This window comes from Cupriavidus neocaledonicus (assembly GCF_000372525.1).
Taxonomy (GTDB): Bacteria; Pseudomonadota; Gammaproteobacteria; order Burkholderiales; family Burkholderiaceae; genus Cupriavidus; species Cupriavidus neocaledonicus.
Map to the genome: position 1 here is coordinate 84,651 of NZ_AQUR01000091.1, position 13,701 is coordinate 98,351.

General features: G+C 67.9%; 11 protein-coding genes. 3 read left to right on the forward strand and 8 right to left on the reverse strand.

Annotated features, from left to right (window positions below; all coding sequences use genetic code 11):
* Nucleotide 1 precedes the first annotated feature (1 nt).
* The 6 genes from A3AG_RS0112295 to rpsB all read right to left on the reverse strand — a co-directional run bounded on the left by A3AG_RS0112295 (nt 2) and on the right by rpsB (nt 5,282).
* Entirely contained in the window at nt 2–823 is an 822-nt protein-coding gene (locus tag A3AG_RS0112295) for a phosphatidate cytidylyltransferase (RefSeq protein WP_018005691.1), read from the reverse strand.
* Nucleotides 824–859: 36 nt separating this feature from the next.
* Nucleotides 860–1,630: an isoprenyl transferase gene (locus A3AG_RS0112300; protein WP_012352950.1), complete on the reverse strand. Its 771-nt coding sequence runs from the start codon at nt 1,628–1,630 to the stop codon at nt 860–862.
* Nucleotides 1,631–1,676: 46 nt separating this feature from the next.
* Nucleotides 1,677–2,237 carry a ribosome recycling factor gene (gene frr, locus A3AG_RS0112305; protein ID WP_018005692.1) on the reverse strand — a complete coding sequence of 187 codons (561 nt, stop codon included), beginning with the start codon at nt 2,235–2,237 and terminating at the stop codon, nt 1,677–1,679.
* Between the two features lie 127 nt (nt 2,238–2,364).
* Nucleotides 2,365–3,075 (reverse strand): UMP kinase, encoded by a 711-nt coding sequence (pyrH, locus tag A3AG_RS0112310; protein WP_012352952.1) that lies wholly within the window; start codon nt 3,073–3,075, stop codon nt 2,365–2,367.
* 300 nt (nt 3,076–3,375) lie between these two features.
* On the reverse strand, nt 3,376–4,254 hold the full coding sequence (gene tsf / locus A3AG_RS0112315; protein WP_018005693.1) for a translation elongation factor Ts: 879 nt from the start codon (nt 4,252–4,254) through the stop codon (nt 3,376–3,378).
* A gap of 284 nt (nt 4,255–4,538) precedes the next feature.
* Nucleotides 4,539–5,282 (reverse strand): 30S ribosomal protein S2, encoded by a 744-nt coding sequence (gene rpsB / locus A3AG_RS0112320; RefSeq protein WP_012352954.1) that lies wholly within the window; start codon nt 5,280–5,282, stop codon nt 4,539–4,541.
* A gap of 344 nt (nt 5,283–5,626) precedes the next feature.
* On the opposite strand from rpsB, the gene map reads away from it, so the two are divergent.
* From map to A3AG_RS0112335, 3 genes are all read left to right on the forward strand, one after another.
* The gene (gene map / locus A3AG_RS0112325) at nt 5,627–6,445 is read left to right on the forward strand and encodes a type I methionyl aminopeptidase (RefSeq protein WP_018005694.1); all 819 of its coding nucleotides are present in this window, start codon (nt 5,627–5,629) and stop codon (nt 6,443–6,445) included.
* A 76-nt stretch (nt 6,446–6,521) separates the two neighbouring features.
* Nucleotides 6,522–9,104: a [protein-PII] uridylyltransferase gene (locus A3AG_RS0112330; protein ID WP_026164141.1), complete on the forward strand. Its 2,583-nt coding sequence runs from the start codon at nt 6,522–6,524 to the stop codon at nt 9,102–9,104.
* A 22-nt stretch (nt 9,105–9,126) separates the two neighbouring features.
* Entirely contained in the window at nt 9,127–10,779 is a 1,653-nt protein-coding gene (locus A3AG_RS0112335; protein ID WP_018005696.1) for a pseudouridine synthase, read from the forward strand.
* Between the two features lie 239 nt (nt 10,780–11,018).
* Here the strand turns inward: A3AG_RS0112335 and def are convergent, their stop codons facing one another.
* Nucleotides 11,019–11,552 (reverse strand): peptide deformylase, encoded by a 534-nt coding sequence (gene def, locus A3AG_RS0112340; protein WP_018005697.1) that lies wholly within the window; start codon nt 11,550–11,552, stop codon nt 11,019–11,021.
* Nucleotides 11,553–11,566: 14 nt separating this feature from the next.
* The gene (ligA, locus tag A3AG_RS0112345) at nt 11,567–13,696 is read right to left on the reverse strand and encodes an NAD-dependent DNA ligase LigA (RefSeq protein ID WP_018005698.1); all 2,130 of its coding nucleotides are present in this window, start codon (nt 13,694–13,696) and stop codon (nt 11,567–11,569) included.
* Nucleotides 13,697–13,701: the final 5 nt, after the last annotated feature.

Genomic DNA, 13,701 nt, shown 5'->3' on the forward strand with positions numbered 1-13,701 from the left:
TTCAGAGAAAAATCAGCATCAGGGCCGCCAGCGGGAACACCGGCAGCAAGGCGTCGATGCGGTCCAGCACGCCGCCATGGCCGGGCAGCAGCCGGCTGCTGTCCTTCTTGCCGACCTGGCGCTTGAGCAGGGATTCGAACAGGTCGCCCACCACGCTCGCCACGACCAGCAGCGTGGTCAGCGCGGCGACGAAGCCCAGCCCGCCGCGGTCGCCCATCACCGAGAACCAGGTCGGGGCAAAGGCGTGGGTGGCGGCCAGCGCGAGGCCGATCGCCAGCGCCAGTACCCAGCCGCCGATGGCGCCTTCCCACGACTTGCCGGGGCTGATGCCGGGCGCCAGCTTGCGCCGGCCGATCGCCTTGCCGGTGAAATACGCGCCGATGTCGGCGGCCCACACCAGCACCGCGGCGGTCAGCAGCACGCCGATGCCGGCGCCGCGCAGGATCATGGTGGCATGGGCAAACGCGGGCAGCATCACCAGCCCCAGCACCGCGCCCAGCGCGGTGAAGGACGGCGTGGCGGTGCGCACGCCGCGCGCCAGCAGCACCACCGCGACGCCCCAGCACACCACCGCGGCCTCGAGCAGCCAGGTGGTGGCGTGGCGCTGCGGCAGGTCATGCCAGGCGATGGTGGCGATCAGGCAGGCCAGCGCATAGACGTAGGGCCAAGGCCCGCGCAGGCCGATCATGCGGCCGAATTCCCAGCCGGCCAGCAGCACGATCACGCCGAGCAGTCCCGCCAGGCCCGCCGGCGGCGCCAGGAACAGGATCGGCAGGATCAGCAGCAACAGGCACAGGGCGGTGATGACGCGGGTGAGGAGCATGCGCTGCGGTCCCGTGAAAAGTTGGAGTGGCCGGCCTCAGGCCGTACCCGAGAGTCCGGGCGCGACCAGTTGCGCGCTGGTGCGGCCGAAGCGGCGTTCGCGCTGGCGGTACGAGGCAAAGGCCTTGTCGAGTTCCGCGGCGTCGAAATCCGGCCAGTAGACGTCGGTGAAGTACAGCTCGGAATAGGCGAGCTGCCACAGCAGGAAATTGCTGATGCGCTGTTCGCCGCCGGTGCGGATGAACAGGTCCGGCTCGGGCGCATAGGCCATCGCCAGGTGCGGGGCCAGCAGCGATTCGTCGATGGTTTCGGGATCGAGCATGGGCGAGCGCGCCAGCATCTTGCGCATGGCCTGCAGCAGGTCCCAGCGCCCGCCGTAGTTGGCGGCGATGGTGACTGTCAGGCCGGTATTGCCGGCGGTGCGCGCCTCGGCATCCTTGATCAGGCGCTGGATGCGCGGGCTGAAGCGGCTCAGGTCGCCCACCACCCGCAGCCGGATGTTGTTGGCGTGCATCTTCACCACTTCGCGCCGCAGCGACATCATGAACAGCCGCATCAGGAACGAGACCTCGTCGGCCGGACGGCGCCAGTTCTCGGAACTGAACGCGAACAGCGTCAGGTACTGCACGCCCCTGGCGGCGCAGGCTTCCACCACCGCGCGCACGGCGTCCAGCCCGCGGCTGTGACCCGCCACGCGCGGCAGATGCCGCTGGGTCGCCCAGCGGCCGTTGCCGTCCATGATGATGGCAACGTGCCTGGGCACGTAGGAAGTATCGGGTACGGCAAGCGTCGAGCTGATGTGCTGCATGGGCGTGAGACGGTCGCTGACAGTCCCGGCAAGGCCGGGACGGGCGTCAGACCGTCATGATCTCCTTCTCTTTTTCCGCGACCATCTTGTCGATCTCGGCCACGTACTTGTCGGTCAGTTTCTGCACCTCGTCCTGGCCGCGGCGCTCTTCGTCCTCGGAAATGGTCTTGTCCTTGACCAGTTTCTTGAACTGCTCGTTGGCATCGCGGCGCAGGTTGCGCACCGCCACCTTGGCACCCTCGGCCTCGCCCTTCACGACCTTGGTCAGCTCCTTGCGGCGCTCTTCGGTCAGTGCAGGCATCGGCACACGGATCACTTCGCCCATGGTGGCCGGATTCAGGCCCAGGTCGCAATCGCGGATGGCCTTTTCGACCGCGCCCACCATTTTCTTTTCCCACGGCTGCACCGTGATGGTACGGGCATCGGCCAGCCCGATCGCCGCGACCTGGCTGATCGGCACCATCGAGCCGTAGTAATCCACCTGAACGTGGTCGAGCAGGCCGGTATGGGCACGGCCGGTGCGGATCTTAGCCAGATCGGCCTTGAAGGCTTCGATCGACTTCTGCATTTTCTGCTCGACGCTCTTCTTTGTGTCGGCGACGCTCATTTTTACCTCCGGAAATCAGCCAACCAAGACCCCAATGGTAGGGATCGAAAATGAATCATTCTACTCTTTGCCCGGCCGGATACCAGCGCCGCGGCGCGGCATCCGTTACCGGACTCACAGATGCGGCTCACACGTGTACCAGCGTACCCTCATCCTCGCCCAGGATGACGCGCTTGAGCGCGCCCGGCTTCACGATCGAGAACACCTTGATCGGCAGCTTCTGGTCGCGGCACAGCGCGAAGGCGGTGGCGTCCATCACCTGCAGGTTGCGCGAGATGGCCTCGTCGAAGCTGATGGTGGTGTAGCGCGTGGCGCTCGGATCCTTCTTCGGGTCGGCGGTGTACACGCCGTCGACCTTGGTCGCCTTCAGCACGATCTCGGCGCCGATCTCGGAGCCGCGCAGCGCGGCCGCGGTGTCGGTGGTAAAGAACGGGTTGCCGGTGCCGGCGGCGAAGATCACCACCTTGCCTTCTTCCAGCTGGCGGATCGCGCGCGGGCGGATATAGGGCTCGACCACCTGGTCCATGCGCAGCGCCGACTGCACGCGGCCTTCGATATTGGCGTGGCGCATCGCGTCCTGCAGCGCCAGCGCGTTCATCATGGTGGCCAGCATGCCCATGTAGTCGGCGGTGGCGCGGTCCATGCCGGCAGCGCCGCCGGCGACGCCGCGGAAGATATTGCCGCCGCCGATCACCACCGCCACCTGCACGCCGAGCTTCACGATCTCGGCAATGTCGTTCACCATCGCCTCGATGGTGGAGCGGTTGATGCCGAAGGCATCGTCGCCCATCAGGGCTTCACCGGACAGTTTCAGAAGGACGCGCTTGTAGGCTGGCATGTTCACCCTCGGAAGGAGCAGTTCGCTCGGTTGAGACGGCTCGGTTGAGACGACTCGGTTGAGACACACTGGGACGTATGTTTTGGCACCGGCGGCACGGATCAGCGTGCCGCCGGCAGGAGAAAAGCCGGTTTTCGGGGTACCCCGGCCTGACCGGACCACCGCGGAAACGGACTGCTGCAGTGCAAGGCACGGCGGCGCCGTGCTGCACTACTTATGCAGAGGGGCACCTTGCGGCGCCCCTGCGGCATTATAGGCGCCCGGGCCGGCCATGACGGCCAGTCCCCGGCGCCCCCGACATCAGCCCTTCTGGGCAGCGGCCACCTGGGCGGCCACTTCAGCGGCGAAGTCGTCCTGCTTCTTCTCGATGCCTTCGCCCACGACGTACAGGGTGAAACCCTTCACGGTCGTGTTGGCGGCCTTCAGCATCTGCTCGACGGTCTGCTTGTCGTTCTTCACGAACGGCTGGTTGAACAGCGAGACTTCCTTCAGGTACTTCTGCACCGAACCCTCGACCATCTTGGCGGCGATCTCGGCCGGCTTGCCCGACTCGGCAGCCTTCTGCTCGGCGATGCTGCGCTCCTTGGCGATCAGGTCGGCGGGGACCTGCTCGGCCGACAGCGACACCGGCTTCATCGCGGCCACGTGCATGGCGACGTCCTTAGCGGCAGCTTCGTCGCCGTCGAACTCGACCATCACGCCGATGCGGGTGCCGTGCAGGTACGAGACCAGCTTGCCGCCGTTGGCGTAGCGGGCAAAGCGGCGGATCGTCATGTTCTCGCCGATCTTGCCGATCAGGGCAGCGCGGGTGGCTTCGACGCTGACGCCGTCGATTTCCAGCGCCGACAGCGCGGCCACGTCGGCCGGGTTCTGCTTGGCGATCAGTTCAGCCACCTTGGCCGAGAAGGCCAGGAAGTCGTCGTTCTTGGAGACGAAATCGGTCTCGCAGTTCAGTTCGACCAGCACGCCAGTGGTGCCGTCGATGAACGATGCGACCACGCCTTCGGCGGTCACGCGCGAGGCGGCCTTGCTGGCCTTGTTGCCCAGCTTGACGCGCAGCAGCTCTTCGGCCTTGTTCAGGTCGCCGTCGGCCTCGGTCAGGGCCTTCTTGCATTCCATCATCGGCGCGTCGGTCTTCGCGCGCAGTTCTGCAACCATGCTTGCGGTAATTGCCGCCATTTGTCACTCCTTGAATGGTTCGCGCCGGCTGCCGGCAGTCGCCCGCGGCACCCGGTCGGTGGGTCTTCAGCGCACCCGCGACAGATCTTGCCTGCGGCGGATGACAACAATTCAAATTCGAAAAAAGGGGGCGCCAGAAGTGCCCCCTTTTTTTGCCCTGCCGCCGACGTTCCCCGGCTTGCGCCCTGCGCGCTGCCCGGCGTGCCGGGCGGCAGGCGATGCCTGCCTGTCGTGTGTTGACGTGCGCGCTATCGGGTTCCTTTCAGCAGCGGGCCGGGAGGCTATCAGCCTTCCTGCACTTCGACGAATTCGTCGTCGCCGCGGGCGGCTTCAACGACTTCCTGCACGGCGTTGGCACGGCCTTCCAGGATGGCGTCGGCCACGCCGCGCACGTACAGGGCGACAGCCTTGCTCGAGTCGTCGTTGCCCGGGATCACGTAATCGATGCCTTCCGGCGAGTGGTTGGTATCGACCACGCCGATCACGGGGATGCCCAGCTTGTTAGCTTCGGTCACGGCGATCTTGTGGTAGCCGACGTCGACCACGAAGATCGCGTCAGGCACGCCGCCCATTTCCTTGATGCCGCCGATCGACTTTTCCAGCTTGATCATCTCGCGCTCGAACATCAGCGCTTCCTTCTTGCTCATGGTTTCCAGCGCGCCGGCTTCCTTGGCGGCTTCCATGTCCTTCAGGCGCTTGATCGAGGTCTTGACCGTCTTGAAGTTGGTCAGCATGCCGCCGAGCCAGCGGGCGTCGACGTAGGGCATGCCGGCACGGCCAGCTTCTTCAGCCAGGATTTCGCGCGACTGGCGCTTGGTGCCCACGAAAAGGATGGTGCCGCGATTGGCCGCCAGCTGACGCACGTACTTCATGGCGTCCTGGAACATCGGCAGCGTCTTTTCGAGGTTGATGATGTGGATCTTGTTGCGGTGGCCGAAGATGAAGGGGGCCATCTTCGGGTTCCAGAAGCGGGTCTGGTGGCCGAAGTGGCAACCGGCTTCCAGCATTTCGCGCATGGTCACGGACATGTAAATCTCCAAAGGGTTAGGTCTGAAGCCCGCCCCGACATTCCTGAAAAGGAACACCCCGGATAGGCGGGCCAGCGATTTCCAGCGGCAGGAAAGGACCTGCCAAAATAACCGACCTGGCCGGCGCAATTCGCAATTGCTGCGGCGCAACCAGATCAGCCCGCTATTGTAGCAACAAAAGTGTCGCCCGCTCAAGCCGCCCCGGCCTCTTCCGCCTCGGGCGCACTGGCACGGGCGCCCCGGAACAGGCTGCGATCCGGCCTCGATGGTGCGATAATCCCACTTTGAACGTTCGATTCCGGCGCGGCCAGTGGCCCCGCCTTCACTTTTTCTGGCGACGCAGCATGAGCATTTACCTGAACACCGCCGAAGACATCGCCCACATGCGCGTGGCTTGCCGCCTTGCCTCCGAAGTCCTCGACTACATCACGCCCTTCGTGCAGCCCGGCGTCACCACCGGCGAACTTGACCGCCTGTGCCACGCCTATATGCGCGACGTGCAGGGCACCGTGCCGGCGCCGCTGAATTATGCGCCCCCGGGCTACCCGCCCTTCCCCGGCGCGATCTGCACCTCGGTCAACGACGTGATCTGCCACGGCATTCCCGGCGAGCGCGTGCTCAAGAGCGGCGACGCCGTCAATCTCGACATCACCGTCATCACCAAGGACGGCTACTACGGCGACACCAGCCGCATGTTCATCGTCGGCGAAGGCTCGATCCTCGCCAGGCGGCTGGCGCAGGTGACCTACGAGTGCATGTGGAAGGGCATCGCGCAGGTGCGCCATGGCGCGCGCCTCGGCGATATCGGCCACGCCATCCAGGTGCACGCCGAGGCCGCCGGCTACAGCGTGGTGCGCGAGTACTGCGGCCACGGCATCGGCAAGAACTTCCATGAAGACCCGCAGATCCTGCACTACGGCCGCCCCGGCACCGGCGCCGAGATCAAGGCCGGCATGATCTTCACGGTGGAGCCGATGATCAACGCCGGCAAGCGCGAGATCCGCACCATGCCCGACCAGTGGACCGTGAAGACCCGCGACCGCAGTCTGTCGGCGCAGTGGGAGCACACGGTGCTGGTCACCGAGACCGGCTACGAGGTGCTGACGGTGTCCGCCGGCACCCCGGCGCCGCCGGCCTTCATTACCGATTCCGTGGCGGCCTGACGCCGCGCAGAGCCAGGGCGCCTGACCGGGCGCCCTTCTTTTTCCAGCCGTGCCCACGAACCCTTCCGCCCTCTCCATGGACACCACGCCGGAACTGCTGCTGGCCGCGCGCGTGCGCGACCGGCTCAAAGCCGACAAGCAGGTGCTGTTTGCGGACTTCCACGCCAGCGCCAATGCCGGTACGCTGACCACGCGGCTGCGCCGCGCCGTCGATGCCGCACTGGGCGAGGCCTGGCGCGGGCTGGCCATGCCCGCCGACGCGGCGTTGGTGGCGGTGGGCGGCTACGGCCGCGGCGAGCTGTTCCCGTACTCGGACGTCGACGTGCTGCTGTTGCTGCCCGCCGAGCCCGACCGGGATACCGCCGGCAAGCTGGAACGCTTCATCGGCCTGTGCTGGGACCTCGGGCTCGAGATCGGCTCGGCGGTGCGCACGGTCGACGACTGCATCCGCGAATCGCGCCAGGACGTCACCATCCAGACCTCGCTGCTCGAGGCGCGCCTGCTGACCGGCAACCGCAAGCTGTTCGAGGCACTGCGCAGCCGCTACCAGGCCGACCTGGACCCGGCGGCATTCTTCCAGGCCAAGCTGCTGGAAATGCGCCAGCGCCACGCCAAGTACCAGGACACGCCCTACGCGCTCGAGCCCAACTGCAAGGAGAGCCCGGGCGGCCTGCGCGACCTGCAGGTGATCCTGTGGATGACCAAGGCCGCGGGCCTGGGCGACAGCTGGAAGGAATTGTTCGAGAAAGGCCTGCTGACGCAGCGCGAAGCGCAGGAACTGGCCCGCAACGAGCGCCTGCTCAAGACCATCCGCGCGCGCCTGCACCTGGTCGCCGGGCGCCGCCAGGACGTGCTGGTGTTCGACCTGCAAACCGCGCTGGCCGAGGCCTTCGGCTACCGCCAGAACGCCCACAAGCGCGCCAGCGAACAGCTGATGCGCCGCTACTACTGGGCCGCCAAGGCAGTGACCCAGCTCAACAGCGTGCTGCTGCTCAATATCGAGGCGATGCTGTTCCCGAGCGAGTCGCAGGTGACGCGCGTGCTCAACGAACGCTTTGTCGAGCGCCAGGGCATGCTCGAAATCACCAGCGACGACGTCTACGAGCGCGACCCGCACGCCATCCTCGAAACCTTCCTGCTGTACGAGCGCACGCCGGGCGTGAAGGGGCTGGCGCCGCGCACGCTGCGCGGACTGTACAACGCGCGCACGGTGATGGACGCGCGCTGGCGTAACGATCCCGAGAACCGCCGGCTGTTCCTGGCCATCGTGCAGGAGCCGCAGGGCATCACCCACGCGCTGCGGCTGATGAACCAGACCAGCGTGCTGGGCCGCTACCTGATCAACTTCCGGCGCATCGTCGGGCAGATGCAGCACGACCTGTTCCACGTCTACACCGTGGACCAGCACATCCTGATGGTGGTGCGCAACATGCGCCGCTTCGCCATCGTCGAGCACACCCACGAGTTCCCGTTCTGCAGCCAGCTGATGGCCAGCTTCGACAAGCCCTGGGTGCTGTGGGTGGCGGCGCTGTTCCACGACATCGCCAAGGGCCGCGGCGGCGACCATTCGCGGCTCGGCACCGTCGACGCGCGCCGCTTCTGCAGGCAGCACGGCATTGCGCGCGAGGACGCAGACCTGATCTGCTGGCTGGTCGAGCACCACCTCACCATGAGCCACGTGGCGCAGAAGCAGGACCTGACCGATCCGGACGTGGTCCATGCCTTCGCCGAAGTGGTCGGCAGCGAACGCTACCTGACCGCGCTCTACCTGCTGACCGTGGCCGATATCCGCGGCACCAGCCCCAAGGTGTGGAATGCGTGGAAGGGCAAGCTGCTGGAAGACCTGTACCACATCACGCTGCGCGTGCTGGGTGGCGCGCGGGTCGACTCGCATTCGCTGTGGTCGCAGCGCAAGCAAGACACCATCTCGGAACTGCGCCTGAAGGCGTTCGACCCGGCGCTGGGCAAGTCGCTGTGGGCGCAGCTGGACGTGGCCTTTTTCCTGCGCCACGATTCGCACGATATCGCCTGGCTGACGCGCCACCTCTACAACAAGGTCGACAGCCCGGTGCCGGTGGTCAAGGCGCGCGTGTCGCCGGCCGGCGAAGGGCTGCAGGTGGCGGTCTACATCAAGGACCAGCCCGACCTGTTCGCGCGCATCTGCGGCTATTTCGAGCGCAAGGCGTTCTCGATCCAGGACGCCAAGATCCACACCACGCGCCACGGCTACGCGCTCGATACGTTCCAGGTCACCGACCCCGGCATGGCCGGCGATGGCGGCAACTACCGCGACATCATCGCGCTGGTCGAGCACGAGCTGTGCGAACGGCTGCGGCTGCAGGGCGCGCTGCCCGAGCCCACGCAGGGGCGGCTGTCGCGCCAGTCGCGCAGCTTCCCGATCAAGCCGCGCGTCGACCTGCGCCCGGACGAGCGCGGCCAGTATTACCTGCTGTCGCTGTCCGCCAACGACCGCACCGGCCTGCTGTACGCCATCGCCCGCGTACTGGCACGGCATCGCGTGTCCGTGCACACGGCACGCATCAACACCCTGGGCGAACGCGTCGAAGACGTGTTCCTGGTAGACGGCAGCCGCCTGGCTGCCGACAACCGATTGCAGATTCAGCTTGAACAGGACTTGCTCGCCGCCCTCGCCATCTGAGGCGGGCGGGCAGCATCAACATATGACCGACAGCAATTCGCCGAAGCGCAAGACGCTAGGCATCAAGGCCGCCAGCGACAGCGGCACGGCCGCGCGCAAGGGCGGCACCCGCCCCGTGCGCGTGTCCGACCTGAACCGCAAGCGCGTGCAGGCCGTTTCCGAGGGCATCAAGCGCGCCCAGCAGCGTGCCGGCGGCAAGAGCGGTACCAGCGCAACCCAGGGCGAGGCGCCGGCGCAGCCGCGCCAGCCACGCGCGCCCCGCCCTGCCGACGGCGAACGCCAGGCGCGCCCGCGCCGTGCGGATGCCGGCGAGGCACGCCCGCGCCGCTTCGAAGGCGGCGAGTCGCGTCCGCCGCGCCGCTTCGGCGACGACGACAGCCGTCCGCGCCGCCCTGGCGCCGACCGCGGCGAAGCGCGTCCGCGCCGCTTCGAAGGTAGCGAATCGCGTCCGCCGCGACGCTTCGGCGACGATGACAACCGTCCGCGCCGCCCTGGCGCCGACCGCGGCGAAGCGCGTCCGCGCCGTTTCGAAGGCGACGAATCGCGTCCGCCGCGACGCTTCGGCGACGATGACAGCCGTCCGCGTCGCCCCGCAGGCGACCGTGGCGAAGCTCGGCCGCGCCGTTTCGAAGGCGGCGAATCGCGCCCGCCGCGCCGTTTCGGCGACGACGAGAATCGCCCGCGCCGCTTCGAAGGCGCCGACTCGCGCCCGCGCCGCCATGGCGATGACGACAAGCGGCCGCGCCCCGCGCCATCGGGCGAGCGCCGCCGCGAAGGCATGGCGCCGGCACGCCGCTTCAGCGACGCGGCCGACCGTATCCGCACCGCCGGCCCGGCGCGGACACCCGCGCCAGCCGCGCGCCAGGAAAAGCCCGCCCCGGTGCGCGACGAGTCCACCCACGACGACGGCCTGGTACGCCTGTCCAAGCGCATGTCCGAGCTCGGCCTGTGCTCGCGCCGCGAGGCCGACGAGTGGATCCCGCGCGGCTGGGTGCTGGTCGACGGCAAGCCCGTGACCGAACTCGGAAGCCGCATCCGCCCCGACGCCGAGATCGAGATCCTGCAGGAAGCGCGCTCCGAGCAAGGCGAGCGCGTCACCGTGCTGCTGAACAAGCCGGTCGGCTACGTTTCGGGCCAGGCCGAGGACGGCTACGAGCCCGCCGCGGCGCTGTTTGCCCCCGAGAACCAGTGGGAAGGCGACCCCACGCGCAAGCGCTTCGCGCCGTGGCAGCGCAAGAACCTGGCGCCGGCCGGCCGCCTCGATATCGACTCCACCGGCCTGCTGGTGCTGACGCAGGACGGCCGCGTCGCGCGCGCGCTGATCGGCGAGGATTCGACCGTCGAGAAGGAATACCTGGTGCGCGTGGTCTGGCATTCGCCGCACGGGCCGGTCGAGCGCAACATCAGCGCGGAATTCCCGGCCGATGACCTGGAACTGCTGCGCCACGGCCTGTCGCTCGACGGCGTGCCGCTCAAGCCGGCCAAGGTCAGCTGGCAGAACGAAGAGCAGCTGCGCTTCGTGCTGCGCGAGGGCCGCAAGCGCCAGATCCGCCGCATGTGCGAGCAGGTGGGGCTGCAGGTGGTGGGCCTCAAGCGCGTGCGCATGGGGCGCGTGGTGCTGGGGGATCTGCCGCCCGGCAAATGGCGCTTCCTGGGGCAGTTCGAGAAGTTCTGAAGTGAAAAAGCGGCCGCAATGGCCGCTTTTTTGTTTCAGGCGTTTCGGCAAATCGCCACCGCCTCACCTCTCTACCGCTGTTGTACTCCCTCTCCCGCTTGCGGGAGAGGGTTGGGGTGAGGGCCGGCATGTCGACGAAGTAAAGCCGTCGGTATGCCAGCGCCTGCCCTCTCCCCCTGCCCCTCTCCCGCAAGCGGGAGAGGGGAGCAAACCAGCAGCGTGCCGATTGGCATCGCCATTCAATCGTCGCTGTTCGCCGGCAAATCCGGAAACAGGATCTCGGTAAACCCGAACTGCCGGAAATCCCTGATCCGCATCGGATAGAGAATCCCCTGCAGATGGTCGCATTCATGCTGCACCACGCGCGCATGGAAGCCCTCGGCCACGCGTTCGATGCGGTTGCCCATCAGGTCGTAGCCGCTGTACTTCAGCCGCACGTGCCGCGGCACCACGCCGCGCAGGCCCGGTACCGACAGGCAGCCTTCCCAGCCGTCCTCCATCTCGTCGGACGGCATTTCCAGCACCGGGTTGATCAGCACCGTCTTGGGCACGGTGGGCGCGTCCGGGTAGCGCGGATTGCGGTCGAAGCCGAAGATCACCACCTGCAGGTCCACGCCGATCTGCGGCGCGGCCAGGCCCGCGCCGTTGGCGTGGTCCATGGTGTCGAACATGTCTTCGATCAGCGTGCGCAGCTCCGGCGTATTGAAGCGCTCCACCGGCCGCGCCACCTGCAGCAGGCGCGGATCGCCCATCTTGAGAATCTCGCGGATCATGGTCCTGTTCCCGGTTATTCCTCGGCCGGCGCGGCGCCGGCTTGCGCCAGCAGCGCCAGCATGCCGGCCTCGTCCAGCACCGGCACGCCCAGCGCCTCGGCCTTGTCCAGCTTGCTGCCGGCCTCGGCGCCGGCGACCACGTAGTCGGTCTTCTTCGACACCGACCCCGCCACCTTGGCGCCGGCGGCTTCCAGCAGTTCCTTGGCGGCTTCGCGCGACAGCGTCGGCAGCGTGCCGGTCAGGACAAAGGTCTTGCCCGACAGCCGCGCCGGCGCCTTTGCCACCGGCTCGCTTTCCGGCCAGTGTACGCCGGCGGCGCGCAGTTGCTCGATGACCTCGACGTTGTGCGGCTCGGCGAAGAAGTGCGCGATCGACTGCGCCACGACCGGGCCGACGTCGTTGACCTCGAGCAGCGCGGCCTCGTCGGCCGCCATCAGCGCGTCGAGCTTGCCGAAGTGGCGGGCCAGGTCCTTGGCGGTGGCCTCGCCGACGTGGCGGATGCCAAGCGCGAAGATAAAGCGGTTCATGGTGGTCGCGCGCGACTTGTCGATCGCCGCGACCAGGTTGGCGGCGGACTTGTCCGCCATGCGCTCGAGCGCTGCCAGCTTGGCGACGCCGAGCTTGTACAGGTCGGCCGGCGTGCGCACGATGCCCTGGTCGACCAGCTGCTCGACCAGCTTGTCGCCCAGGCCTTCGATATCCATGGCGCGCCGCTGCGCGAAATGCAGCAGCGACTGCTTGCGCTGCGCCGCGCAGATCAGCCCGCCGGTGCAGCGGGCAATGGCCTCGTCCTCGAGCTTCTCGATATGCGAGCCGCACACCGGGCAGGCGCTCGGCATCACGAAGGCGCGGGCGTCAGCCGGGCGGCGCTCGGCCACCACGGCGACGACTTCCGGGATCACGTCGCCGGCGCGGCGCACGATCACGGTGTCGCCGACATGCACGTCCTTGCGGCGGATCTCGTCCTCGTTGTGCAGCGTGGCATTGGTCACGGTCACGCCGCCGACAAACACCGGCCTGAGCCGCGCCACCGGCGTGATCGCGCCGGTGCGGCCGACCTGCACCTCGATGTCCTCGACGATGGTGGTCATTTCCTGCGCCGGGAACTTGTGCGCCAGCGCAAAGCGCGGCGCGCGCGAGACAAAGCCCAGGCGCTCCTGCTCGGCCAGCGCGTTGACCTTGTAGACCACGCCGTCGATGTCATAGGGCAGGTCGTCGCGGCGCTTGCCGATCTCGCGGTAGAAATCGAGCAGCCCCTGCGCGCCCTTCACCACCGCGCGCTCCTTGCACACCGGCAAACCCAGCGCGGCGAAGCCGTCGAGCATGGCGCTGTGGGTCGGCGGGCGCTCCACGCCCTGCAGCTCGCCCAGCCCGTAGGCGAAGAACGACAGCGGGCGCCGCGCGGTGATGCGCGGGTCGAGCTGGCGCAGGCTGCCGGCGGCGGCGTTGCGCGGGTTGACGAAGGTCTTCTCGCCGGCCTCGGCCTGGCGCGCGTTGAGCTTGTCGAAGTCGCGGCGGAACATGAAGACCTCGCCGCGCACCTCCAGCACCGCGGGCGCCTGGCCGCGCAGCTTCAGCGGGATCGCCTTGATGGTGCGCACGTTGACGGTGACGTCCTCGCCGGTCTCGCCATCGCCGCGCGTGGCGGCTTGCACCAGGCGGCCGTCTTCATAGCGCAGCGACATGGCGAGGCCGTCGAACTTCAGCTCGCACGCGTATTCGACCGCGTCGGCAGCGCTGAACAGGTCGGCCTCGCCCGCCGCGGGCGCGCTGCGTCCCAGCCCCTGCGCGCAGCGGCGGTCGAAGTTGAGCACGTCGTCGTCGGCGAAGGCGTTGTTGAGCGACAGCATCGGCACGCGGTGCCGCACCGAATCGAATGCCGCCAGCGGCTCGCCGCCCACGCGCTGGGTGGGCGAGTCCGGCGTCTGCAGCTCGGGATGCTCGAGCTCCAGCGCCATCAGCTCGCTGAACAGCGCGTCGTATTCGGCATCGGGAACGGTGGGCGCGTCCAGGACGTAATACTGGTAGTTGTGGCGGTCCAGCTCTTCGCGCAGCCAGGCAACGCGGCTGGCGGCGGCGGCGGCCGGCAAGGCGCCGGCGGGCGCGGAGGCATCTGCCTGCGCGCCGCGGTGTTTCGCGGTCATGGCAG

Coding starts and splice junctions, on each gene's coding strand:
- A3AG_RS0112300 (WP_012352950.1), bottom strand. CDS start 1,630: ATGCAGCACATCAGCTCGACGCTTGCCGTACCCGATACTTCCTACGTG.
- A3AG_RS0112335 (WP_018005696.1), top strand. CDS start 9,127: ATGACCGACAGCAATTCGCCGAAGCGCAAGACGCTAGGCATCAAGGCC.
- ligA (WP_018005698.1), bottom strand. CDS start 13,696: ATGACCGCGAAACACCGCGGCGCGCAGGCAGATGCCTCCGCGCCCGCC.
- pyrH (WP_012352952.1), bottom strand. CDS start 3,075: ATGCCAGCCTACAAGCGCGTCCTTCTGAAACTGTCCGGTGAAGCCCTG.
- def (WP_018005697.1), bottom strand. CDS start 11,552: ATGATCCGCGAGATTCTCAAGATGGGCGATCCGCGCCTGCTGCAGGTG.
- rpsB (WP_012352954.1), bottom strand. CDS start 5,282: ATGTCCGTGACCATGCGCGAAATGCTGGAAGCCGGTTGCCACTTCGGC.
- frr (WP_018005692.1), bottom strand. CDS start 2,237: ATGAGCGTCGCCGACACAAAGAAGAGCGTCGAGCAGAAAATGCAGAAG.
- tsf (WP_018005693.1), bottom strand. CDS start 4,254: ATGGCGGCAATTACCGCAAGCATGGTTGCAGAACTGCGCGCGAAGACC.
- map (WP_018005694.1), top strand. CDS start 5,627: ATGAGCATTTACCTGAACACCGCCGAAGACATCGCCCACATGCGCGTG.
- A3AG_RS0112295 (WP_018005691.1), bottom strand. CDS start 823: ATGCTCCTCACCCGCGTCATCACCGCCCTGTGCCTGTTGCTGCTGATC.
- A3AG_RS0112330 (WP_026164141.1), top strand. CDS start 6,522: ATGGACACCACGCCGGAACTGCTGCTGGCCGCGCGCGTGCGCGACCGG.